This window comes from Apilactobacillus waqarii, assembly GCF_019061205.1.
GTDB lineage: Bacteria > Bacillota > Bacilli > Lactobacillales > Lactobacillaceae > Apilactobacillus > Apilactobacillus waqarii.
This window is the reverse complement of the sequence record NZ_JAHQYH010000001.1, coordinates 208,547-233,727: the sequence shown is the minus strand read 5'-3', so window position 1 is coordinate 233,727 and position 25,181 is coordinate 208,547. Positions and strand designations below refer to the sequence as shown.

The following is a 25,181-nucleotide window of genomic DNA, read 5'->3' as shown; positions in this document are numbered from 1 at the left end:
GTAAGTGATAGGGGATTTAAAATCCCCGCTATACATAAATTTTTAGATTAAGGATGACGCTTGAATGGAACACTATGACGGACCTGCTTTTTACCGTAAATATAACGTTTTAGGTAAAAACAATGAATTAAAACATAATAATAAGTCTAATAAAAGTGAATCCCGAACTAATAGAGATGCAACTGTAAGACAAAATGATGATTCTGAAGATTATCTTCTACTTAACAGAGATAATCCAATTGCTAAAAGAGCAGCAGCCTTTAAACCTAGTCATAATTCAACTAGTGGCTCAAAAGTTCAATTCTACCAAAATGAAACTTCTAGCAAATTCAGAAAAATCATGAATCAACTTGATCGTCACAATGAAGAATTAATTGGAATGACAAGTGATGATACTGGAGCTATTGATTTAGATCGAGAAGAAATTAACACTTCTGAAGACGAATCAATCGCAACTAGTCAAGCTGATGCAGTTGATAAACAATCAATCGAACAATTTAATGACATAGAAGCAGAACCATACTCAACACCATACATTGATAGAAGTAAGGCTGCTGAAAGTGAAGCGGAAGCTCAAGAAGCAGTTGTGGCTGACAGTGAATCCGTTTCTGTAAGCAACACTGTTGCTGATGGAGCTGAAACTTCAAGTAACGAAGTTCCACAAAGTGCTGAACAAAGCAGTTCATCCAATCACTCTTCGTTTGATAAGTTCATGGGGATGGTAAATCATGATGTTTACGGTCACCCTGATAACCTAGAGTCAGAATCAGAAAACGATGCTGAAGATGATACTCAAACTCATGATTATTACGATGATGAAACTATTAGTGATAGTTACGCTAATTTGGATAGTGACGACATCGTCTCTTCACATGATGATGTAAATAATTCATCGGTTGATGGAGATACTACTCAATATGTTTCATCTGATTATGATGCTTCAAGCAACGAAGAAGAACGTGCCGAAATTGATGAAACGACAACTGAAACAAGTGGTAATGATGATAATGAACATGTTGAAGAACCACAAGAACAAAAGAGAAATATCGAAAATCATGGATTAGGACATTCTTTAGCATCAATCTTGAACCAAGAGCAAAACGTGCAAAAAGACTTATCCATCTTTAATGATCGTCCAGTAGCGCAATCTAACGAGTCAGAAGAAGATGACACTTCTGAGGAAGAATATCATCATGATGAAAGTGTTTCTGCTGATTACGATGATAAGGGTTACCAATTCCCATCTATGAATTTATTGGAACCATCAGATGAATTTGAAGATGATTCAATGGATGATTGGATTGAAAATCAAGCTGAAATCTTGGATGAAACACTCCGTGCTTTTAATGTGGATGCAAACGTTGTTGATTGGACCAATGGACCAACAGTTACACAATTCCAAATTAAGCTTCAACTTGGGGTTAAAGTAAGTAAGATTACTAACCTAACGGATGACTTGAAACTAGCATTAGCTGCTAAGGACATCAGAATCGAAGCACCAATTCCTGGAAAGACAACTGTAGGTATTGAAATTCCAAATCCAAAGCCAAGACCAGTTAGATTATCCGAAGTATTGGATACACCACAGTTTGAAAAGACAGACAAACCACTTACTGTTGCTTTAGGGGTCGACCTAACAGGTAAACCTCAAATGACAGACTTGAGTAAGATGCCTCATGGTCTAATTGCCGGGGCAACTGGTTCAGGGAAGAGTGTGTTCTTAAATAGTTTATTAATTTCACTACTATACAAGGCAACTCCTGCACAATTAAAGATGATTTTAATTGATCCAAAGGCCGTGGAAATGGCTCCTTATGATAAATTGCCACACTTGCTTTCACCAGTTATATCAGATCCAAAACAAGCCTCTGCAGCTTTGAAATGGTCTGTTAAGGAAATGGATGAAAGATATGAAAAACTTGCTGCAGCAGGGGCAAGAAACATCGAACAATTCAATCAAATGGCTGAACAAGCTGGTGAATATACCAAGAAGATGCCTTACATTTTGATTGTAATCGATGAGTTGGCCGACTTGATGATGGTCGCTTCTAACGAAGTGCAAGACTACATCGTAAGAATTACACAAAAGGCCAGAGCGGCAGGTATTCATTTGATTGTTGCCACTCAAAGACCTAGTGTTGATATTATTACTGGTACAATCAAGAATAATATTCCAACTCGTGTTGCCTTTATGGTATCCAGTCAAGTTGATTCGAGAACGATTATCGATACTGCTGGTGCCGAAAGATTACTTGGAAAAGGTGATATGTTGTACTTAGGAAATGGGGCAAGTCAATCTGCTCGTTTACAAGGTACATTTGTTACTAACGATGAAATCGAACGAGTAACCGATGAAGTTAGAAAACAAGGTGAACCTAAGTATGCTTTCCAACCTGATTCATTGTTGAAGAGCGTAAACCAAGTCGAACAACAAGACGAATTGATGCCAGATGTTTTGGAATATATTTCCAATGAAGAAACAGTATCGACATCAAAACTACAAAGAGTCTTCTCAATTGGATACAATCGAGCTGCCAGTTTGATTGATGAGTTAGAGAAGCATAATTATGTATCAGGTCAACATGGTTCTAAACCGAGAGATGTATATTTAACAGAAAGTGATTACAAAAAGTTAAATATTTAAAAAAGGGGCGCCATATCAGCTCAAATCTGATATTATAAGATTAATGAGAGATAAAAGGAGCATTTAATTATGGATGCAAAGAAAATATATCACTTTGTCGGTGTTAAAGGTACAGGAATGTCGGCAATGGCAAGAATCCTTAAAGATAGAGGATACGAAGTACAAGGTTCAGACATTGATAAATACACATTTACTCAAGTTGGTCTAGAACAAGCAGGAATTAAAGTACTTCCTTTTAACGTAGATAACATTAAAGAAGGTTTAACTGTAATTGCAGGTAACTCATTTACAGATGATCAACCTGAAATCAAAAAAGCAAGAGAAATGGGACTACCAGTATTTAGATACCATGAGTTTCTAGGTGAAATGATTAAAGGACACACTAGTATTGGTGTTTGTGGTGCCCATGGTAAGACAAGTACTACCGGTCTATTAGCTCACGTATTATCAGGAATTGCACCTACTGATTACCTTATCGGTGATGGTACGGGTAAAGGTGTTCCAAATGCTAGATTCTTTGCATACGAAGCTGATGAATACCGTCGTCACTTCTTAGCAACTAGTCCAGATTATGCAATCATGACTAACATTGACTTTGATCACCCTGATTACTACACAGGAATCGAAGATGTTAAGAGTGCATTCCAAACATTCGCTAACCAAACAAAGAAAGGTATCTTTGCTTGGGGTGACGATGAAAACCTAAGAGACATTAAAGCCGATGTGCCAATCTATTACTACGGTACTAGAGAAGATGATGATTTTAGAGCTGTTAACGTTGTTAAGAGCACTTCAGGTTCAGAATTTGATGTTGAATACAAGGGTAAGAAACTAGGTCATTTCCAAATTCACTTATACGGTGAACATAACGTATTGAACGCACTAGCAGTTATCGCTGTTTCATACTTCGAACACGATAACCTAGATGAAGTTCAACGTGAATTAGAAACTTTCAAGGGTGTTAAGAGACGTTTTGCACAAAGAAAAGTTGCTGACATGACTATTATTGATGACTATGCTCATCATCCTTCAGAAATTGACGCAACCATTGATGCTGCAAGACAAGAATATCCAAACAAGAAGATTATTGCGGTATTCCAACCACACACATTCAGTCGTACAATCGCTTATTTAGATGATTTCGCTAAGAGTCTAAACAAGGCAGATGACGTTTACATCACTAAGATTTACAGTTCGCCACGTGAAAAATCTGGTAAGATTTCAAGTGCTGACTTAGCAAACAAGATTACTAAGAATGGTGGATTAATCGAAGCCGAAAACATGTCACCATTACTTGAATATCATGATGCTGTTGTCGTATTCATGGGTGCAGGAGATATTCAAAAGTACGAAAGAATCTACGAAAACTTGTTGAATGATGTAACAAATAACATGAATTAAACACTTGTAGTTTCTTACGATTCTGGTAGAATACTTCTAACACATCGTAAACAAGGAGGTTTATGGATTTTATGAATAACTATGATCAAGCTGGACGTCGTTTAGTAAATGACGCTTTCGGGATGAACAGATTTTTAACTAAAACATATGGATGGATGACTCTTTCAGTATTAATTTCTGGAATTGTTGCTTATTTAATGGGTGGAATGTATCACGCTAGTTTTAGCTATGGAGCAACTATCGTAGGCTTCATTCTATGGTTTGTGTTAGCTTTTGCTACTCAATCAGTTGCTATGCGTAATGCATTCGCTGGATTTATTTTGTTAGTGGTCTTCTCAGCATTAACAGGTGGATTATTCTCATATGTATTTATGTTTTACAGTCCAACTGCAATTGCTGAAGCATTCTTCACTACTACCATTGATTTCGCCATTATGGCAATCATTGGTGTTACTACTAAGAAGAGCTTAGATAAGATTGGAACTCAAGCAATGGCTGCCTTTATTGCATTGCTTGTTGTAAGTGTCATTAATATCTTCTTACACAATCCATTATTTGACCTATTCATTTCATTTATTGCTGTTATTATCTTTACAGCATTTACTGCTTATGACAGTCAAAAGATTAAAGAATCATTCAACGAATATGGTTCTGAAGTATCAGAAAATGGACTAGCAATTAGTGGAGCAATGGTTTTATACCTAGATTTCATTAACCTATTCTTAAACTTACTAAGTATTTTTGGAATTGGTGACAATAACAGATAATAAAAAAAGATGGTGTTTATACAACACCATCTTTTTTATTTTTTATATAATATACTATGCGTGCATGTTAAAATTAAGTTATCGAAGAAAACGGTAAGGAGAATTATATGTCTGATAAGAGATTATTATTAATCGATGGAAATAGCATTACTTATAAAGCCTTCTTTGCTTTAATTAAATTAGTAGATCGTTTTACTAATAACGAAGGGGTACATACTAACGCAATTTATGGTTTCAATAACATGCTAAATATCATGTTAGATAAAGTGAAACCTACTCACGTTCTGGTAGCCTTTGATGCTGGAAAAACTACATTTAGAACAGAAATGTACTCTGATTACAAGGCTGGTAGAGACAAGACTCCTGAAGAATTAGTGGAACAATTCGATTACGTAAAAAAACTATTAGAAAATCGTGGTATTAAATATTACCAACTAAAAAATTATGAAGCAGATGACATTATCGGTACACTTTCAAAACAAGCTGATGGTTTAGGATTCGATACAACCATTGTTACTGGAGATAATGATTTAACTCAACTATGCTCAGATAAGACAACTGTATCAATTTCTAACCGTGGTGTTTCAGGTGTTGTTAGATACGATACTGACTATGTTAAAGAAACAATGGGGATTACGCCCGAACAAATTATTGATTGGAAAGCCTTGAAAGGTGATTCATCTGATAATTATTCTGGTGTTACCGGTGTCGGTGACAAGACATCCCTAAAACTAGTTAAACAATTTGGCAGCGTCGAAAACCTTTACGATCATCTTGATGAAGTTTCTGGCAAGAAACTAAAGGAACACCTAATTGAAGATAAGGACGAGGCTTTCCTAGCCAAAAAGTTAGCTAGAATCAATCGTGAAGCACCAATCGAAATTTCAATTGATGATTTAGAATACGAAGGAGATCATCTAGATGATTTAATCGCGTTCTATCGTCAAATGAACTTTAGAAAATTCCTTAGTGAAATGAACACTACTCAAAATACCAATATGAAGGATATTGAATACATTGAAGTTAGCGATGATACTTTGTCTGAACTTGCTAAACAAGACAGTGCCAAGGTGACATTTTACCTTGGCATGGATGGTGACAACTATCATGATGCTCCATTCATCGGATTTGCTCTAAAGATTAACGATAAGATTTATGTATCAAACGATGTTGAATATCTAAAGAATAATCAGATTAAACAAATCATTGAAAGCAATGATGTTAAAAAAGATGTGTTTGATGCTAAAAGAACCTACGTTGGTTTAAATCGTTTAGGCATTACATTAAACAACGTCGATTTTGATTTATTACTATCTTCATACCTGTTGGACACAAACGACAATAGTAATGATTTAGGTAAAGTTGCTAATCGTCATGATTATTTTGATGTTCAATCAGATGATGATGTATATGGTAAGGGTGCTAAGCGTGAAATTCCTGAAGGCGATAAGTTATTTAACCATTTCGCTAGAAAGTTAAATGCCATTGACGCTCTTAAAGATAAGCTATTTGATGGTTTAAAGGAAAATAACCAATGGAATCTATATACCGATGTTGAATTACCATTAACATTTGTGTTAGCCAGAATGGAAATTGCAGGTGTCGTAGTTGATAAAGATGTTCTAAACGAAATGCAAAGCAAACTTTCTGAACGTTTAGAAGAAATCAAACAAACTATCTATAACGATGCTGGTGAAGAATTCAATATTGCATCCCCTAAACAACTGGGTGTAATTCTATTTGAAAAATTACAACTACCCGTAATTAAGAAGACTAAGACAGGTTACTCAACTGCAGTGGGAGTGTTAGAACAACTTGCTCCTGACTATCCAATCGTTGAAGCAATCCTTGAATATCGTCAACTATCCAAGATTCTATCAACCTATGTTGAAGGATTACTATCCGATATTCACGGGGATGGTAAGGTTCATACTAGATACTTACAAACTCTTACCCAAACTGGAAGATTATCCTCAGTAGATCCTAACCTACAAAACATCCCAGTAAGAACTGAAGAAGGACGTAAAATCAGACAAGCATTCATACCTAGTCATGATAACTATCAAATCTTCTCATCCGATTATTCTCAAATTGAATTGAGAGTGCTTGCTTCTATTTCTGGTGAAAAGAACATGCAAGATGAATTCATCCATAATGATGATATTCATGCATCAACCGCCAGAAGAATCTTTGGATTAAAGGATAACAGTGAAGTAACTCCTGAACTTCGTCGTCAAGCTAAGGCTGTTAACTTTGGAATTGTTTATGGAATTTCCGATTTTGGTTTAGCCAAGAATACTGGAATCAGTCGTAAAGATGCTAAGGAGTTCATCGAAAAGTACTTTGCCGAATATCCAGGTGTTAAGAAATACATGGATGAAAGTGTTGAAAACGCAAAGAAAAATGGTTATGTTGAAACTATCCTTCATCGTCGACGCTATCTACCAGACATCAATTCAAAGAACTTTAACCTAAGATCATTTGCAGAAAGAACAGCAATGAACTCACCAATCCAAGGTAGTGCCGCTGATATTATTAAGATTGCAATGATTAAGATGGAAAATGAATTAAACAAACGTGGCATGAAAGCCAAAATGTTATTACAAGTGCATGATGAATTAATTTTTGAAGCACCTGATGAAGAAATTGAAGTATTAAGTGACTTAGTACCAAAGGTAATGGACTCAGCTGTTGAACTTAACGTTCCGCTAAATGTTAAGAGTCATTACGGTAAAAACTGGTACAGTTTGAAATAAATTAAGTGAGGTTTAATGATATGCCTGAATTACCTGAAGTAGAAACTGTTAGAAGAGGTCTTACTAACTTAGTGGAAAGTGCTAAGGTTAAGACAATTGATGTATTATATCCAAAAATGATTAATGTTAGTGCAAAGGAATTCAAGGATACTCTAGAAGGTCACACTATTAATCGTATTGATCGCCGTGGTAAATACCTATTATTCAGATTTGATAACGAAATGACTTTGGTATCACATCTAAGAATGGAAGGTAAGTATGATGTAGAACCTGATGGAACTGAACCAACTAAACATACTCATATTATTTTCCATATGGATGATGACCGTGAACTAAGATACAAAGATAGCCGTAAGTTTGGTCGTATGTACTTAGTTAAAAACGGTGACGAAAAGACTCTTTCTGGTTTAGGTACAATTGGTCCTGAACCAACCGATGAAACTCTAACATTTGATTACATGAAATCAATCATGAACAAGGCTAGAGGAAAGATTAAACCATTTTTACTAAACCAAAGTAATATTGCTGGATTAGGTAATATTTACTGTGACGAAGTTTTATGGTTGACCGAGATTCACCCTGAAACTCAAACTAACTTAATTACCGATGAGGAAATTGAAGAATTAAGAAAGAACATTATTGCAGAAATAAAAATGGCAATTAAGGGACATGGAACTACTGTTCACTCTTATTCAAATGCATATGGAGAAGCTGGATCATTCCAAAACCATCTACATGTGTATGGTAGAAAAGGTGAACCTTGTGAACGTTGTGATACCTTATTAGAAAAGATTAAGGTGGCTCAACGAGGCACAACATTCTGTCCTAACTGTCAAAGAAAAGTGGTTGAATAACATGACAAGAGTAATTGGTTTGACTGGCGGCATTGCCACCGGAAAATCAACTGTGTCTGAGTATCTAGCAAGTGTTGGATATGAAATCATTGACGCTGATAAAATTACTCACCAGGTTCAATCAAAAGGCAGCAAGGGTCTAGAGGCTATTGCTGCCTTTTTTGGTAAAGATATTATCAAAGAAGATGGTGGGTTAAATCGACAAAAATTGGGTTCAATTGTGTTTAACGACAAGTCTAAACTGATTGAATTAACCAGAATCATTGATCCATTCATTCGTAACGAAGTGATTAGAAGAATTGATGAGACCAAAAATGATGTAGTCATCCTGGATGCACCAACATTGTTTGAAAATGGTTATCACTTTATGTGTGATGACATTATCAGCGTTGTTTGTGACTTTGATGAACAGGAAAAGCGTTTGATGGAACGCGATTCTCTATCCAAAAAAGATGCAGATTCAAGAATTAAGAGCCAATGGCCTTTAAAAATTAAGGCAGAGTTGTCCACTTATGTGATTGATAGTAATGGAAGCATTATGCAAACACGCAATCAAGTGGTAAAATTGTTTAATAACATAGATTAATTGAGGTGAAACATATGCAATGTCCTCATTGCCATAAAAACTCTTCGAGAGTAGTTGACAGTCGTCCTGCCGAAAACGGCCAGGTAATCAGACGTCGACGTGAATGTGAAAATTGTAATTACAGATATACAACATTTGAAAGAATTGAACAAACACCATTACTAGTTATTAAGAACAACGGCAATCGTGAAGAATTTGATCATGAAAAGATTCTTCGTGGAATTATTCGTTCTGCTGAAAAACGTCCAGTGCCAATGGATGCAATGACATCTATCGCAGATAAGGTTGAAAACCGTATCCGTTCTTTAGGTGAAAACGAAGTATCAAGTCAACTAATTGGTGAATACGTGATGAAAGAACTAGTGAATGTCGATGAAATTGCTTATATTCGATTTGCTAGTGTTTATCGTCAATTTAAAGATATGACGGTCTTTTATAATGAATTAAAAGAGGTATTAGATAAGGACCAAAAAAATAAGAAATAGCGGGGAATTAATATGACAGATCAATGGCGAGAGGTAGATCCTCTATCCAAGTTTATATTGTTGGCAGATGATGATTTATCTGACTTACAAAGAACTTCTTTGGATGTTTTATATCAACCAATCATTGGTGTCTTACCCTATGCTTTGATTAACAATTTTTGGCGTATGAGTCATGAAAAAAAGACACATCAAGCTCATAGTCATTTTGAAACATTGTCTTATTTGAGTGTCGATATGCAATCATTCTATGAGGCCCGCTTGAGATTAGAAGCGGCTGGATTGATGAAGACATACATTAAGACTCGTGATAAGGGCGAAAAACAATACGTTTATCGTCTAATTAGTCCGCTATCCGTTAATGATTTTTTTATGGATGATTTACTAAGCGTTTCATTATTACAAGTTATTGGTGAAGATAGATACGTTGATTTATACAATGAATTTATCCGACCTGGATTTGATTTATCCGAATATAAGGACGTCTCAAGAAACTTCCTTCAAGTGTTTAATATTCGTGATAGTGAAGTTACCAACACACCAAAGGCAGTTCAACAAGTAAAAAATAGTATTAATGATAATAGTAATTATGTTAAAGCCGGTCCAGTCATCGAAAAAAGTGACGACTTTGACTTTAACTTGCTATTAGACATGCTAAACCAGTCTTACGTTAATACATCTGATGTTAAGAAGAATATCAATCTGATTAATTCAGAGCATCAATTGTACGGTATTGATGAGATTGAAATGGCTAAATTGATTGAAAAGGCAACTAATGTTACCAATAACGTCTTTGATCCAAACAATTTTAAGATTTTGGTATCAAGACAATTTCAATCAAATGCAGCTAACATATCACGTGAATCCACTGCTGCAGATAAATCCACTGAGACAGATAGCAATGAATTAAATGCTCAGGAAAGACAATTGATTAAGTCAGCTAGTGAATACGCACCAATCGAATTTTTAAACTATTTGAAGACCGCCAAGGGTGGTTATGTTCACAGCAATGAGGAACACATGATTTCTGACTTGGTTTCTAGGCAAATTCTAAAACCAGAAGTAATTAATATGATTGTTTATCATCTACTAATTGATCAAGAAAAGTCTGGTTTAAATAAGAACCTCTTTGAAGCAATTGCTGATAACTGGTCACAAAACAATGTTACCGATGCAAGTAAGGCGATTACTTTCATTAAGAACAGACAAAAAGAATTAAATAAACCTAGAAAACCACGTTTCAATAACAATCGTAAGATGACAGTTAAAGAAACCCTTCCCGATTGGGCAAAAGATAACGAAAAGCCAAAGGAATATGGTAAGGTTGACGAAGATAAGAAAAAAGAACTAGAAGCGAGAATTAAAAAGCTTCGTAACAGTAGAAAAGAGGGTAGAGAATGAAAAACTTAAGTGATGAATTTGCAAAGACTTTAAGCAAACCAAAATACAATGAACGCTATCAACAATCAGTCAATGCTGTTTTAAATAATGAAGACGTTAAATCATTTTTGAATAAGCACAAAGATGAGTTGGAAGACGATGTTGTAAAACGCTCAATGTCAAAACTATATGAATTTGTGCAAGAAAATAACAAACTAAAGAATAATCAACCCACAACAATTCCTGGATATACTCCAGTATTAGTAGTTAACAAGGGACTGGTTGATATTTCATACGTTCCTACGCAAGAAACTAAGGATAATATGAAGAAGGCCAAAGTTCTTAAACGAATTCATGCGGTTGCAATGCCTAAGAACATTAAGAACGTTACCTTAGATCAATTTGATTTAAGTGAAAATGATTATCGTATGAATGCGATGGGATTGGTTACTGACTTCATCGAGGAATATACCAATACACCAAAGAAGTGGCACCAAGGGATGTATCTATACGGTGAATTCGGTGTTGGGAAAACTTTCCTAATGGCTGCAATGGCCAACGAATTAGCAAAGAATGGATTTGAAGTAACATTGGTTCACTTCCCAAGCTTCGCAGTTGAAATGAAGAGTGCGATTTCCAGTAACTTGGTTGCCGACAAATTAGATGCAATTAAGAAGACACCTGTCTTAATCCTAGATGATATTGGTGCTGATTCTATGTCTTCATGGGTAAGGGATGATATCTTGGGTGTTATTCTTGAATACAGAATGCAAAACTCACTAAGCACATTCTTTACTTCAAACTTCTCAATGCAACAATTTGAAGAAGAACACCTAGCTATTAACAATAAAGGTGACGTAGAACCACTTAAGGCTAAACGAATCATGCAACGTGTTCACTACTTGGCAAAAGAAGTAGGGATGTTTGGCCAAAATCGTCGACCACAATAATTAATGCTTGACAATTTAAGCGTGACTGTCGATAATAAAGACAGTTGATAAAAGACATGATTTTAAATCTCGACTTACAGGGAGAGGATACATTTGCTGGAAGTATCTTCATGTTCAGATTTGAAGTTACCACTTTTATTTTAAATCAGAGGAAAATTCTGAATCGGGTTGTTTCGTTATAGACTATTATGAGGCCTATTTGTTTGTGCAGATAGGTAGAATTCGGGTGGAACCACGTTATTAACGTCCCTAGTGTCTATTTATTTAGATGCTAGGGACTTTTTTGTTTCTATTCGAAAATTACACAAGGGAGTGCTCTATTATGGCAAAGATTTCATTTGAATTTCCTGACGGTAGCGTAAAAGAATTCGATCAGGGAGTAACTACTGAAGATATCGCTAAATCAATCTCAATTAGTTTAGCTAAGAAATCAGTAGCTGGTAAGATTGACGGAAAAATGGTTGAAATTGATTTACCACTTGAAAAAGGTGGCAAAATTGAAATCGTTACAAAAGATACAGAAGATGGTCTAAAGGTTCTACGCCAAACAGCTTCACAATTATTAAAAGCTGCCCTTGCTGACCAATTTAACAATATTCAATTTGGTGAAAGTACTTCTGACGAAGACGGTTTCTTCGTTGATACTGACAAACGTGACTCACAAGTTAGTGCCGATGAACTACCACAAGTAGAAGAACGTATTAACAAAATGGTTTCAGACAATGTAAAAATTGAAAGAAAAGTATTATCTCTAGAAGATGCTTTAAAGCAAGTTGATGGAGATCCATACCAAGCTAAGTTAGTTAACGAATTAGCTGAAGATGGCCAAGTTGTCTTCTACCAAATCGGTGACTATTTAGGTTTAGGTGAAGGTGTTGTATTACCAGAAGCCAAGGCTGTTAAGGAATACAAGTTACTTTCAGTTGCCGGTGCATACTGGGAAGGTAAATCATCAAACCCAATGCTACAAAGAATCTTCGCTACAGCATTCTACAAGAAAGCTGATCTAGAAGAAGATCTAAAGAGAAGACAAGAAGCTAAAGAAAGAGACCACAGAGTTATCGGGAACAAGTTAGACTTATTCTTCGTTGACCCTAAGGTTGGTGCTGGTTTAGCTTACTGGATGCCAAATGGTGCTACTATCCGTCGTGTTGTTGAAAGATACATCATCGATAAGGAATTAGCCAACGGTTACCAACATGTTATTACACCAGTTCTAATGAACTTAGATGCATACAAGACATCTGGTCACTGGCAACACTACCGTGAAGACATGTTCCCACCAATGGACATGGGTGACGGTGAAGAACTAGAACTACGTCCTATGAACTGTCCTAGTCACATCCAAATCTTCAAGCACCACATTCGTTCATACCGTGAACTACCAATGAGAATTGCTGAACTTGGTATGATGCACAGATACGAAAAATCAGGTGCTTTATCAGGTTTACAACGTGTTCGTGAAATGACTCTAAATGATGGTCACACATTCTTAAGACTAGACCAAATCCAAGACGAATTTAAGAAGGTTCTTGGTTTAATGGTTGAAGTATACAAAGACTTCGATATTAAGAACTACCACTTCAGATTAAGTTACAGAGATCCTAAGAACACTGAAAAGTACTTTGATGATGAAGAAATGTGGAGCAAGTCACAATCAATGCTTAAGGGTGCCATGGATGATCTTGGCCTAGACTACGTTGAAGCCGAAGGTGAAGCAGCATTCTACGGTCCTAAGCTTGATGTTCAAACTTACACTGCAATGGGTAATGAAGAAACTCTATCAACTATTCAATTAGACTTCATGCTACCTGAAAGATTTGATCTACACTACGTTGGTGAAGATGGTGAAGAACACCGTCCAGTTATGATGCACCGTGGTTTAGTTTCAACTATGGAAAGATTCATTGCTTACCTAATCGAAGTATACAAGGGTGCATTCCCAACTTGGTTAGCTCCAAAGCAAGTTAAAGTTATTCCAGTAAGTATGGAAAAATACGGTGACTATGCTAAGGAAGTTAACAGCAAGTTAGCTGCATTAGGTATCCGTACAAGTGTTGACGACAGAAACGAAAAGATGGGTTACTTAATTCGTGATGCTCAAACTAACAAGATTCCATACACAATCGTTGTTGGTGAAAGTGAAATGAACTCAAACCAAGTTTCTGTACGTAAGTACGGTGAACAAGATAGTGAAAGTCTAAGTCTTGATGACTTCATCAAAGAAATTCAAGAAGACATTAGTAACTATTCAAGAGAAAAATAATAAATGTTATTGACATGTATCACTCATGTGGTATTATATAAGTAACGAAAAAGCAGAAGCATCCCGCTTCTCGCCTGAGTGATCGAAAGAGATGGCTAGGCATGATATCGGATTAACCTTTGATTTAATATTCAAAGGACCAAAAGCGGGTGCTCAACTATGGCATCCGTTTTTTCTGCTTTTTAATATACTTGGAGGTGAATTACCATAGCAAACGATATGATGGTTAATGATGGAATTCGAGCTCGCGAAGTTCGTTTAATTGGTGCTGACGGTGATCAATTAGGTATTAAGTCAAAGGACGAAGCAATGCAAATTGCTGAAGCTGCTGGATTAGATTTAGTAGTTGTTGCTCCAAAGGCTAAGCCAATGGTTGCTAAAGTTATTGATTACGGAAAATACCGTTTCGAACAACAAAAGAAAGCTCGTCTATCTCGTAAGAAGCAAAAGGTAGTTAGTGTTAAGGAAATTAGATTAAGTCCAACTATTGATACTAATGATTTTAATACTAAGTTGAAGAGAGCTAAGACATTCATCGCAAAAGGTGAAAAAGTTCGAGTTTCAATTCGCTTTAAGGGACGTGCCATCACACATAAGGAAATTGGTCGTGATGTTTTAAACAGAATGGCAGATTCTACATCAGATGTTGCTAGCGTTACTCAACGAGCAAAAATGGATGGAAGAAGTATGTTCCTAATGCTCGCACCTAAGTCAAGCGATAAAAATTAGATAGTATTTTTATAATACTTAAGTTAAATTAAGGGAGGATTTTTTCAATGCCAAAGACTAAATCAAATCGTGCAATTGCAAAGCGTTTCAAGAAAACTGCTAAGGGTGGTTTAAAGAGTGCTAACGCATTCACAAGTCACCGTTTCCACGGTAAGACAAAGAAACAACGTCGTAACCTACGTGGTACAAGCATGGTAAACGATACATTAGCAAGCAAATACACAAAGATGTTTTAATTAATACTTTTAAGTAAGACATAATTTAGGAGGATTTAAATATGCCAAGAGTTAAGGGTGGAACAGTTACTCATGCACGTCGTAAGCGTGTTTTAAAAGAAGCTAAAGGTTACCGTGAAGGTAAGCACAGTCTATTCAAGACTGCTAAAGATCAAGTTATGAAGTCACGTGAATACGCATTCCGTGATCGTCGAGCAAACAAAGGAAACTTCAGAAGATTATGGATTGCTCGTATCAATGCTGCTGCTCGTATGAACGGCTTAAGCTACAGCAAGTTAATGCACGGTTTGAAACTTTCAAACATTGAAATGAACCGTAAGATGCTAGCTGACTTAGCAGTTAACGATGAAAAAGCATTTGCTTCATTAGCAGAAACTGCAAAGAAAGCTATTAAATAGTCTATAAAAACTTTCACCACTTAAGGTAAGTAGGTGGGAGTTTTTTTCTTATTATGGGCACCACTATTTTTGGTGCTCATATAATACATAATATTATTGAGGAGAATTAAAATGATTTATAAGTTTAAACCAACATGGATGATTCCAGTCGTATATAATATTTCACCATCAAAACTAAAAGACATGGGGATTAAGGCCGTTTTTAGTGATCTAGATAACACCTTGATTCCTTGGAATAATCCTGATGGAACTCCTCAATTAAGAGAATGGATATCTGAACTCAAGAAAAACAATATTGAATTAATTGTTATTTCAAATAATAAACATAGCCGAGTTCAAAGAGCGCTAAGAAGTTTGAAATTAAACTTCATTTCACGCTCCTTAAAGCCACTACCTAGAGGTATTAATAAGGCTTTGAGAGATTACCATTTACACCACAAAGAAGTAATTATGTGTGGAGATCAATTATTAACTGATGTTTGGGCTTCCAACAATGCAAACGTTAGAAGCGTGTTAGTTAAGCCATTAATTGAATCCGATGCTTGGAATACTAAGCCTAATCGCTTCTTAGAAAAATTAATATGGAAAAAATTAAGAAACAAATATGATGATTTAGACTGGCAGGAGGATATAAATGACAGAAATTAATCAATTACAAGACGAAGAAATTAGATGTATTGGTTGTGGTGCGTTAATTCAAACCACAAATCCAGATGAACTTGGATACACTCCTAATTCTGCGCTTGAAAAGGGCAAAGAAAGTGGCGAAATTTATTGCCAACGTTGCTTTAGATTACGTCACTACAATGAAATTTCACCAGTTAGCTTAACTGATGATGATTTCTTGAAGTTATTAAACCAAATTAGAGATGCCAATGCGCTTATCGTATACTTGGTTGATGTCTTCGACTTTAACGGAAGCTTGATTCCTGGATTACACCGTTTTGTAGGTGATAACCCAATCATGTTAGTTGGTAACAAGTCTGACTTACTACCAAACTCACTAAAACGTTCTAAACTAAAGGACTGGATTAGACAACGTGCTAACGAAGCCGGAATTCGTCCAATTGATGTTGAACTAGTTTCTGCTAAGACTAATGAATCAGTTGATGATTTATTAAAGAACATCGACAAGTACAGAAATGATCGTGATGTTTATGTTGTAGGTGTTACTAACGTTGGTAAATCAACATTGATTAACCAAATCATTAGACAAAACACTGGAATCAAAGAATTAATCACTACTTCAAGATTCCCTGGTACTACATTAGACAGAATCTCAATTGATTTGGAAGATGGTCATGAATTAGTAGATACACCAGGTATCATTCATAAAGAACAAATGGCACATTACCTAAACGGTAAGGACCTAAAGATTGTTCAACCACAAAAGCCAATCAAGCCAAAGGTTTATCAATTGAACCCAGAACAAACACTATTCTTTGGTGGTGTTGCCCGTTTTGATTACGTTCAAGGTGACAAGAAGCATGGTTTTACTGTTTATGTTGAAAACAACTTACTAATTCACCGTACTAAGTTAGCAAATGCTGATAGCTTCTACGACAAGCATTTTGGTGAAATATTAACTCCACCAAGTAGCGAATCAATTGATGATTTCCCAGAATTAGTTCGTTTCGAATTCAAGACTGATCAAAAGAGTGATTTAGTATTCGAAGGACTTGGATGGATTACCGTTCCAGCAGGTGTAGTTGTAGCTGGATGGGCACCTAAGGGTGTAGACGTATTAGTTAGAAGAGCAATGATATAAAAAGCGAGGTACAAAATTGAAATTACGCGGAAAACAAAAAAGATATTTAAGATCACAAGCTAACAGAATGAAGCCTTTATTCTCTGTTGGGAAGAATGGTTTAAACGAAACTTGGTTAGAACAAGTATTGGATGCTTTGCACAGACGTGAACTAATCAAGGTTAACATTCAACAAAATTCTGATTTAGAAGTTAGTGATGTTCAAGAATACATTGAAGCAAACAGTGACATCAATGTTGTTCAAACAATTGGAAAGACATTACTATTATTCTTACCTGCAAGTAAGGAAAAATTCCAAATTTATTCTGTAGAAGTTAGAAATATTTAGAGGAGTTCTTATCAATGCATAGTGAAAAGGTGCAAACTTTACCTAAGTTAAAATCTTTAAACAAGCGCAAAAAAATTGGAATTATTGGTGGAACCTTTAATCCGATTCATAATGGTCATCTATTTATTGCGGATCAAGTAAGGAGTCAATTAGGACTAGAGAAGGTGTACTTCATGCCTGATTTTATTCCACCTCATGTTGATCATAAGGATGCGATTGATGCTGATGACCGCGTTAACATGGTTAATCTAGCAATCAACGATAATGACAAGTTTGACATTGAAATGCTAGAAATCATCAATCGTGGTAAAAGTTACACCTATAACACTATGGTAGAATTAAAGAGAAGACATCCTGACTATGAATACTACTTTATAATTGGTGGTGACATGGTTGAATACCTACCTAAATGGTATCGAGTTGATGATTTATTCAAACTAACTCATTTTGTTGGTGTTAGAAGGGAAAACTATCCAATGTCGACCAACTATCCCGTGATATGGGTAGATGTCGCCAAGCTAGATATATCTTCAACCTTAATTCGTAAACTGGTATCTAACCATCAATCAATTCAATACTTGGTTCCGGATGCAGTTTTAAAATATATAAAGGAGCATCATCTTTATGAATAATGTTGAATTAACATATACCAATAAGTACATCCCTTTATCTAGAGAAGAACTAATCGAAAAACTAAACAATGCTTTAACTCAATCCAGATTTGAACACGTCTTACGCGTTGAACAAATGGCGATTGAACTAGCAAAGAAAAATGAAGTAGATGCTGAAAAAGCAAGTGTTGCTGGACTTTGCCATGACTACGCTAAGCAAAGACCAGATGACGATTTCATTCAACTAATTAAGAAATACCGATTGGATGATTTGTTGTTGCAATACGGAAATGCAATTTGGCATGGTGAAGTTGGTTACTTAATGGTTCAAAACGAATTAGGCGTTACTGATATCGACATTTTGAATTCCATTAAACATCACACCACTGGTGCTACTTACATGTCAAAGCTAGAACAAATTGTATACATGGCCGACTATATCGAAATGGGACGCGACTTCCCAGGTGTAGAAGAAGCACGTGAAATTACATTTAACAATCTAGCTGACGGGGTGGCATATCAAACTAAGCACACTCTACAATATTTAATTAGTGCCAATAAACCCATTTATCCAAAGACCATTGATACCTATAACGAATGGGTAAATGGATCAAACATCAAATAACGAGGAGATTTCAAATGAATAGTAAAGAAAAACTAGAAGTAATTGTTAAAGCAGCGGACAGCAAGAGAGCTCACAACATTGTTGCTTTAAACGTCCATGAAGTTAGTCTAATGGCTGACTACTTCGTAATCATGGATGCAGCATCAAACAGACAAGTTAAGTCTATTGCTGACGAAGTTGCTGACCAAGCTGAAGAAGCTGGTATCAGTGTTAAAGAAGTAGAAGGTAAAGATACTGCTAAGTGGATTCTATTGGACTTAGGTGACGTTATTGTTCACGTATTCCAAGAAGACGAAAGAGAATACTACAACCTAGAAAAACTATGGTCAGATGCTGATTCAGTAGATGTTTCAGAATGGGTTAAGGACTAGTCAAATGATTTATCAAGAATTCGCCAAATTCTATGATGAATTATTTGATGAAACTATGTATGATCAATGGCTTTCCTTTGTAAAAGCAAATGTATCAAAAAATGATTCAATTATGGACATGGCTTGTGGAACTGGACGCTTATTAGCGCTACTGGCCGCTCAAAAATATAATGCTTGTGGGATGGATTTATCTGAAGACATGCTTACACTAGCAGAAGAGCATGTAAGAGATATCCAACCAGATATACCATTAATTCAAGGTGATATGACTGAGATGGAGGGAATTCCTAACTTTGATGTTATTACCTGTTTTGATGACTCATTATGTTACTTGCCAGATCAAAACGTACTACAAACTGCTTTTGAAAGGGTGCATGCACATCTAAACGATGATGGACAATTCTTATTTGATGTAATTACGCCATATCAAACAGATGTCGTATATCCGGGATACATGTATAATTACCACGATGATAGCAATGCTTTCATGTGGCAATCATACTTGGGTGATGAAGATCACTCAGTAGAACATGACTTAGTATTTTTTAAGTACAATGAGTCAATCAATGCATATGATCAATTTAGTGAAATTCATTTGGAAAGAACTTATAAAGTTGATATTTACATTGATTTATTAAAGAATGCAGGATTCAAAGATATCAAGGTTAGTGCTAACTTTGGTAAAGACGAAATCACTGATACTACAACCAGATGGTTCTTTGTATGTAAGAAGGGATGATTCGATGAAAGCTGTTGGTATAATTGCTGAATATAACCCGTTTCATAATGGGCATAAGTACCAAATTGAACAGGCAAGACAAGCAACTAATGCCGACGCAGTCATCGTAATCATGTCTGGAAATTGGGTACAAAGAGGCCAACCTGCTATATTAGATAAATGGACTAGGGCACAAATGGCATTAGAAAATGGTGCCGATATGGTAATAGAGTTACCTGTGCAATGTGCCGTGCAGCCTGCTGATATTTTTGCTAGGCACGCGGTGAACATTTTAGCTAGTCTTAAGTGTGAGTGGCTATCATTTGGTAGTGAACATCCAGATATTAACTTTAATGAGATTGCTAATATTGATTTAAAGGAAACTATAATAGATCAAGATTACACCAAAAGCTATGCTGAGCTAATTAGGGATGCATTAACTAATGCGACTGGAGAAGATGTCAGTGCACCCAATGATGTATTGGCATTAAACTATGCAATCGCTAACCAAAAAAATAATAATAAAATGAAGCTAGTACCGATTAAGAGAAACGGTGCTAACCATCATGATCGTGATTTAAACAACGATGGGACCATTGCGAGTGCTTCTTCAATAAGATCCGCTATCTTAAATAATAGTAAGGGATTGGTTCAATATCTTCCCGATAGCACTGATATAGAAGTTTTAAAGAAGCATGTTGATTGGGAAGATTTCTGGCCATTATTAAAATATAAGATTGAAACATCAAGTATTGATGAATTAAATCGTATCTATCAAATGACTGAAGGATTAGAATACAGACTAAAGAAGTATATCTATGAAGCACAGTCGTTTGATGAGTTTCTACGCTTGGTTAAATCCAAACGTTACACATATGCACGACTTCAACGTTTATTCGTATACACGCTCTTAAATTGGCGTAAAAGCGATGATTTGAGTCAAGAGTATGTCAGAGTATTAGGATTTAATCAGAGCGGTAGAGCGTATTTGAATAACATTAAGAAGCAAATAGAAATACCTGTGATTACTAAGATTAATAAGGAACTATCTGAATCAGAATTAAATTTTGATGTAGTATCTGGGAAGATTTATGAAAATATAAATCATATTCCTCAAGATGCTGGAAAAATTCCATTAATTTATTAATTTTTAGGCCGGGTATCAAGGATATGACCTTGACAAACTAACTTCTTAATATGTATAATTAACGCTGTTGCATTAGGAGGAATAGACATGAAATGGTTCTTAAAGGAACTATCCGAATACAAAAACAAGCCACTTTCAGTATCAGAAGATATGAATTTATCTGATGATATTATGAGTAGATATAGCAAGTATGTTATTTCTGCTGATGACGATATTCACGTTGATGCTAACGTTTTCTCTGAAAACGGTGATGCAATCGTGACTGCTCGTGTAACAGGTAAGATTGTGGTTCCTTCATCAAGATCATTAACTCCGGTTGAGTTACCATTGGATTTCTCAATTAACGAAGTTTATGTTGAAACCAACTTACGTTTGAAAGAACGTGAGGATGAAGGTGAAATTGCTTTCCTAGTAGATGACGAAGGCGAAATTGATTTTGATAAATCAGTTGCTGATAACATCATCCTACAAATTCCAATGCACATTTTGTCTCCTGAAGAAATCGAAACTGGTAAAATGCCAGAAGGAAATGACTGGGAAGTTATTTCTGAAGACGATTTTGCTGAACAAGAGGCAAATGATAAAAAAGTAGATCCACGTCTTGCTAAGTTAAAGGACTTCTTTAACGATAGTGATAATTAAGCAAGACTTAAAATTTTTTCACTAGTGGATATTTTAATATAAAGGGGGTTTTTGCATTGGCTGTACCAGCAAGAAGAACTTCAAAAGCTAAGAAGGGTATGCGTCGTGGTCACATTAAGTTGGCTAACCCAGGTTTGAGTGCTTGCCCAAACTGTGGTGAATTACGTAAACCTCACATTGTATGTCCTAGTTGTGGATACTATGATGGTAAACAAGTTGTTAATGAAAACAACTAATTAAATAAAAAAGCTACCAGAACACCATGGGTCCTGGTAGCTTTTTTTGTTATGTAAGTATAATTATTTTATTTATTTTGCCGTTTATATTAAACTTAAATCGAGTAATTGGTTCGTTTTCTAATTTAAAATAGTAAATTGGTGAAAAAATTTAAGATTTTAATAATAATATTCGGATTAAGCTCTTCTATTATGAGAAAAAACGTGATAAAATGTACAAAGTAAGTTAAGATTTTCTAAAATAAATGGAGAGGTGTAATTTAATGAGCCGTATTTTGATAATTGAAGATGAAAAAAGCTTAGCTAGATTTGTAGAGTTAGAGTTGAAGCATGAAGGTTACGAAACTGAAGTAGCTTTAGACGGTCGCGAAGGACTAGAAGAAGCACTTAACAATGACTATGATGTTATTCTTTTAGATCTTATGTTACCAAAGCTTAATGGTATGGAAGTTGCTAGAAGACTTCGTGAAAAGAAGACAACTCCAATCATTATGATGACAGCTAGAGATTCTGTTATTGATAGAGTCTCAGGATTCGATCATGGTGCAGATGACTACATCGTTAAGCCATTTGCTATCGAAGAATTATTAGCTCGTGTTAGAGCATTACTTCGTCGTATTGATATCGAAGGTGACGAAAACGCTGAAGACCAAAAGGTTGTTTACTTTAAGGACATTACTGTCGAAAAAGAAAGTAGAATCGTAAAACGTGGAGACGATATTATCGACTTAACTAAACGTGAATACGAATTACTACTTACTTTAATGGAAAACGTAAACGTTGTATTAGCCAGAGACGTTCTTTTAACTAAGGTTTGGGGATACGATTCAAGTGCTGAAACAAACGTTGTTGATGTTTACATCCGTTACCTAAGAAACAAAATTGATAGACCTGATCAAAAGAGCTACATCCAAACTGTTAGAGGAACCGGTTACGTGATGAGATCATGATTTCCAACCATGATGATAAAGTTTCAAAGACAGTAAGCAGCAATCGAAGATGGTTTTCTCTTAAATGGAAATGGTCAATTGGATCAGCAATTATAATTTTTGTAATTCTATCAATTTTTTCTTTTTTGATTTACAACCGTTTTTCTGATGTCTTATTGCACCAGGAGAACTCGCGTACTATTGAATCGGATGTAACGATATCAAATCGATTAAGAACAATTAATCGATCATTGGATGAAAAAACAGTTAGCTCTGCTTTAAATCCAAATAGTGGTTTTAGGGACGGCAACCCTAATAATGGAATGTCTACAGACGTTTATTCTGATTCTATTTATACTAACTTATTTAGCAAGGATATCGTGGTTAGTGTATACAATAAGAATTCAGACCAAATCTTCTCATCGAAGAAGTCGCCAAAAAAGATTTACAATTTCAAACCGGTAGATAGCCGTAAAACGGTTATTACCAAGAACTCAGGTAAGACAATCTTAGTTTTAGATTCACCAATCTATTCTGCGAAGACGCATGAATTAATTGGTTATCTAAGAGTAGTTGATTCAATGTCTGACTACAATTTGTACATTAACAAATTAGCCGGAATTTTATTTGTAATTTTAATTATTGGTATCTTCTTCTCTGCTGCATTGTCGTACTTTCTATCATCATACATGCTTCGTCCAATCAAGATTATCTCTAACACCATTCACAGTGTTAAAGAATCTCCTGAAACGGACAGTCGTGTGCCTAAGTTGACTCAAAACGATGAGTTAACTGACTTAGGGGACTTGTTCAATGATATGATTGATACAATGCAAAGATACATTGATCAACAACAACAATTCGTTGAAGATGTTTCCCATGAATTAAGAACTCCGGTCGCTGTAATTCAGGGACACTTAGACATGCTTTCTCGTTGGGGAAAGGATGACCCTGAAGTCCTAGATGAGTCAATTAAATCTTCAATCTACGAAATTAATCGTATGAAGAGTTTAGTTCAAGAAATGCTAGATCTTTCTCGTGCTGAACAAGTTGAAATCAACTATGGAAACAAGACTACGGATGTTCAAGATGTTGTTCATCAACAATATAATGATTTCCAAATGATTCATCCTGATTACAAGTTCATCTTAGATGATGATATTGGGGAAGAAACAATCATTCAAATTTACCGTAATCACTTGGAACAAATCTTGATTATCTTGTTAGATAATGCTGTTAAGTATTCTAAACAAAGAAAGGAAATTCATATTTCACTTTCTCGTAAATATCGTTATGTCGATATTGCGGTTCAAGATTTTGGTGAAGGATTAAGCCAAGAAAGCATCGATAAAATCTTTAACAGATTCTACCGTGTTGATAAGGCTAGAAGTCGTAACCAAGGTGGTAATGGTTTAGGATTATCAATCGCCAAACGTTTGGTAGAGGCCTATAACGGTAAAATCAATGTTGAAAGTTCATCGGGATATGGATCAATCTTTACAATTTCATTCCCAATCCTTTCAAAGGATAAGATTGAACATTTGAAACAACTAGATATGAATACTAAGCAATAAGCGTAATAAAAAAGCACTGCAATTAAGCAGTGCTTTTTTGTGTTTATTTATTTTTTTGATGTTTGTATACCAAACCAAATGGAACTAAGTTTTCGTTACCTTCTTTAATACGTTGAATGTTACTTCTGTGCTTAATGAAAATAAAGATTGTTAGAATAATACCAATAACGCCAAGTACGTAATCATGATCCAATAAAATCAAGATTGTGATTAATGGAAATGAAATCATACTTGCTACACTAACCATACTAGTTAGGTAAGTAAATGAAATTTCGAATATAAAAGCACACAAGAATAGGATTGGATGAATTGCTAGTAACATTCCGGCACTAGTAGCAACGGCTTTACCACCCTTAAACTTAGCAAAGATTGATAATGTATGTCCCAATACAGCGAATAAACCAAATACGATTGGTGATACGTTAGAGATATGGAAGAATGTTGGTAGCAATGTTGCAATTGTACCCTTTAGAATATCTAAAACCATAACAACAGCACCGGCAGTCTTACCAAGTTCTCTAAATGTATTGGTGGTTCCCATATTTCCAGAACCTAACTTGGTAATATCTTTATTGAAAAAGACTTTGCCAATCCAGATTCCATTAGGAATTGCCCCTAACAAGTAGGCGACAATTAATAAAATTATGATTTTCAAAAATGGTTCCTCCCAAAAATTAACTATCTATTAATTTTACCATTTTTAAGCATTATGACAACATCTTCTCTGTATAGGACGTTTAATATTCCCTTTTAAAAGCGTTTTAAATAATGTAATATATTATA

The 25,181-nt window shown here is 35.4% G+C and carries 26 protein-coding genes and 1 other annotated feature; of the genes, 25 read left to right on the top strand and 1 reads right to left on the bottom strand.

What is annotated here, in order from left to right:
* Positions 1-64: 64 nt before the first annotated feature.
* The 25 genes from KTJ72_RS01135 to KTJ72_RS01015 all read left to right on the top strand — a co-directional run bounded on the left by KTJ72_RS01135 (position 65) and on the right by KTJ72_RS01015 (position 24,398).
* A complete protein-coding gene (locus KTJ72_RS01135; protein WP_217303926.1) occupies positions 65-2,644 on the top strand; it encodes a DNA translocase FtsK in 2,580 nt (859 codons plus the stop codon).
* A 69-nt stretch (positions 2,645-2,713) separates the two neighbouring features.
* Positions 2,714-4,045 (top strand): UDP-N-acetylmuramate--L-alanine ligase, encoded by a 1,332-nt coding sequence (murC, locus tag KTJ72_RS01130; protein ID WP_034531212.1) that lies wholly within the window; start codon positions 2,714-2,716, stop codon positions 4,043-4,045.
* Between the two features lie 71 nt (positions 4,046-4,116).
* Positions 4,117-4,812, top strand: a complete 696-nt coding sequence (locus KTJ72_RS01125; RefSeq protein WP_178391614.1) for a Bax inhibitor-1/YccA family protein — start codon at positions 4,117-4,119, stop codon at positions 4,810-4,812.
* A 107-nt stretch (positions 4,813-4,919) separates the two neighbouring features.
* Entirely contained in the window at positions 4,920-7,568 is a 2,649-nt protein-coding gene (gene polA / locus KTJ72_RS01120) for a DNA polymerase I (protein ID WP_217303925.1), read from the top strand.
* Between the two features lie 20 nt (positions 7,569-7,588).
* A complete protein-coding gene (mutM, locus tag KTJ72_RS01115; protein ID WP_057197753.1) occupies positions 7,589-8,422 on the top strand; it encodes a bifunctional DNA-formamidopyrimidine glycosylase/DNA-(apurinic or apyrimidinic site) lyase in 834 nt (277 codons plus the stop codon).
* A 1-nt stretch (position 8,423) separates the two neighbouring features.
* On the top strand, positions 8,424-9,008 hold the full coding sequence (gene coaE / locus KTJ72_RS01110; RefSeq protein ID WP_094751145.1) for a dephospho-CoA kinase: 585 nt from the start codon (positions 8,424-8,426) through the stop codon (positions 9,006-9,008).
* A gap of 14 nt (positions 9,009-9,022) precedes the next feature.
* Positions 9,023-9,493, top strand: a complete 471-nt coding sequence (gene nrdR / locus KTJ72_RS01105; protein WP_034531205.1) for a transcriptional regulator NrdR — start codon at positions 9,023-9,025, stop codon at positions 9,491-9,493.
* A 12-nt stretch (positions 9,494-9,505) separates the two neighbouring features.
* On the top strand, positions 9,506-10,891 hold the full coding sequence (locus KTJ72_RS01100; RefSeq protein WP_217303924.1) for a replication initiation and membrane attachment family protein: 1,386 nt from the start codon (positions 9,506-9,508) through the stop codon (positions 10,889-10,891).
* On the top strand, positions 10,888-11,820 hold the full coding sequence (dnaI, locus tag KTJ72_RS01095; RefSeq protein WP_054608113.1) for a primosomal protein DnaI: 933 nt from the start codon (positions 10,888-10,890) through the stop codon (positions 11,818-11,820). Before KTJ72_RS01100 ends, dnaI begins: the two co-directional genes overlap by 4 nt.
* Before the next feature lie 322 nt (positions 11,821-12,142).
* Positions 12,143-14,086, top strand: coding sequence for a threonine--tRNA ligase (thrS, locus tag KTJ72_RS01090; protein WP_034533642.1), 1,944 nt, complete (start codon positions 12,143-12,145; stop codon positions 14,084-14,086).
* Between the two features lie 44 nt (positions 14,087-14,130).
* Positions 14,131-14,270 (top strand) — a sequence feature (ribosomal protein L20 leader region).
* Positions 14,271-14,305: 35 nt separating this feature from the next.
* Positions 14,306-14,815, top strand: coding sequence for a translation initiation factor IF-3 (infC, locus tag KTJ72_RS01085; protein ID WP_034533640.1), 510 nt, complete (start codon positions 14,306-14,308; stop codon positions 14,813-14,815).
* Between the two features lie 47 nt (positions 14,816-14,862).
* Complete coding sequence (gene rpmI / locus KTJ72_RS01080; RefSeq protein ID WP_034531197.1) at positions 14,863-15,051, top strand: 50S ribosomal protein L35; 189 nt, start codon at positions 14,863-14,865, stop codon at positions 15,049-15,051.
* 41 nt (positions 15,052-15,092) lie between these two features.
* On the top strand, positions 15,093-15,449 hold the full coding sequence (gene rplT, locus KTJ72_RS01075) for a 50S ribosomal protein L20 (protein WP_034531196.1): 357 nt from the start codon (positions 15,093-15,095) through the stop codon (positions 15,447-15,449).
* A gap of 111 nt (positions 15,450-15,560) precedes the next feature.
* The gene (locus KTJ72_RS01070) at positions 15,561-16,097 is read left to right on the top strand and encodes a YqeG family HAD IIIA-type phosphatase (RefSeq protein WP_217303923.1); all 537 of its coding nucleotides are present in this window, start codon (positions 15,561-15,563) and stop codon (positions 16,095-16,097) included.
* On the top strand, positions 16,084-17,217 hold the full coding sequence (gene yqeH / locus KTJ72_RS01065) for a ribosome biogenesis GTPase YqeH (protein ID WP_217303922.1): 1,134 nt from the start codon (positions 16,084-16,086) through the stop codon (positions 17,215-17,217). Before KTJ72_RS01070 ends, yqeH begins: the two co-directional genes overlap by 14 nt.
* Before the next feature lie 16 nt (positions 17,218-17,233).
* The gene (gene yhbY, locus KTJ72_RS01060) at positions 17,234-17,545 is read left to right on the top strand and encodes a ribosome assembly RNA-binding protein YhbY (RefSeq protein WP_034533636.1); all 312 of its coding nucleotides are present in this window, start codon (positions 17,234-17,236) and stop codon (positions 17,543-17,545) included.
* 14 nt (positions 17,546-17,559) lie between these two features.
* Entirely contained in the window at positions 17,560-18,177 is a 618-nt protein-coding gene (locus KTJ72_RS01055; protein WP_217303921.1) for a nicotinate-nucleotide adenylyltransferase, read from the top strand.
* On the top strand, positions 18,170-18,781 hold the full coding sequence (gene yqeK, locus KTJ72_RS01050) for a bis(5'-nucleosyl)-tetraphosphatase (symmetrical) YqeK (RefSeq protein ID WP_217303920.1): 612 nt from the start codon (positions 18,170-18,172) through the stop codon (positions 18,779-18,781). Before KTJ72_RS01055 ends, yqeK begins: the two co-directional genes overlap by 8 nt.
* 14 nt (positions 18,782-18,795) lie before the next feature.
* Positions 18,796-19,152 (top strand): ribosome silencing factor, encoded by a 357-nt coding sequence (gene rsfS, locus KTJ72_RS01045; RefSeq protein ID WP_034531185.1) that lies wholly within the window; start codon positions 18,796-18,798, stop codon positions 19,150-19,152.
* Between the two features lie 4 nt (positions 19,153-19,156).
* The gene (locus KTJ72_RS01040) at positions 19,157-19,891 is read left to right on the top strand and encodes a class I SAM-dependent DNA methyltransferase (protein ID WP_217303919.1); all 735 of its coding nucleotides are present in this window, start codon (positions 19,157-19,159) and stop codon (positions 19,889-19,891) included.
* A complete protein-coding gene (locus tag KTJ72_RS01035; protein WP_217303918.1) occupies positions 19,830-21,017 on the top strand; it encodes a nucleotidyltransferase in 1,188 nt (395 codons plus the stop codon). Before KTJ72_RS01040 ends, KTJ72_RS01035 begins: the two co-directional genes overlap by 62 nt.
* A gap of 87 nt (positions 21,018-21,104) precedes the next feature.
* Entirely contained in the window at positions 21,105-21,659 is a 555-nt protein-coding gene (locus KTJ72_RS01030; RefSeq protein ID WP_094751154.1) for a DUF177 domain-containing protein, read from the top strand.
* A 56-nt stretch (positions 21,660-21,715) separates the two neighbouring features.
* Positions 21,716-21,895 (top strand): 50S ribosomal protein L32, encoded by a 180-nt coding sequence (rpmF, locus tag KTJ72_RS01025; RefSeq protein WP_041152237.1) that lies wholly within the window; start codon positions 21,716-21,718, stop codon positions 21,893-21,895.
* Between the two features lie 263 nt (positions 21,896-22,158).
* Positions 22,159-22,845, top strand: a complete 687-nt coding sequence (locus tag KTJ72_RS01020; RefSeq protein ID WP_053791716.1) for a response regulator transcription factor — start codon at positions 22,159-22,161, stop codon at positions 22,843-22,845.
* Positions 22,842-24,398 carry a HAMP domain-containing sensor histidine kinase gene (locus KTJ72_RS01015; protein ID WP_051592164.1) on the top strand — a complete coding sequence of 519 codons (1,557 nt, stop codon included), beginning with the start codon at positions 22,842-22,844 and terminating at the stop codon, positions 24,396-24,398. Before KTJ72_RS01020 ends, KTJ72_RS01015 begins: the two co-directional genes overlap by 4 nt.
* A 43-nt stretch (positions 24,399-24,441) precedes the next feature.
* On the opposite strand, the gene plsY is transcribed toward KTJ72_RS01015, so the two are convergent.
* Positions 24,442-25,053 (bottom strand): glycerol-3-phosphate 1-O-acyltransferase PlsY, encoded by a 612-nt coding sequence (plsY, locus tag KTJ72_RS01010; RefSeq protein ID WP_217303917.1) that lies wholly within the window; start codon positions 25,051-25,053, stop codon positions 24,442-24,444.
* Between the last annotated feature and the right edge of the window lie 128 nt (positions 25,054-25,181).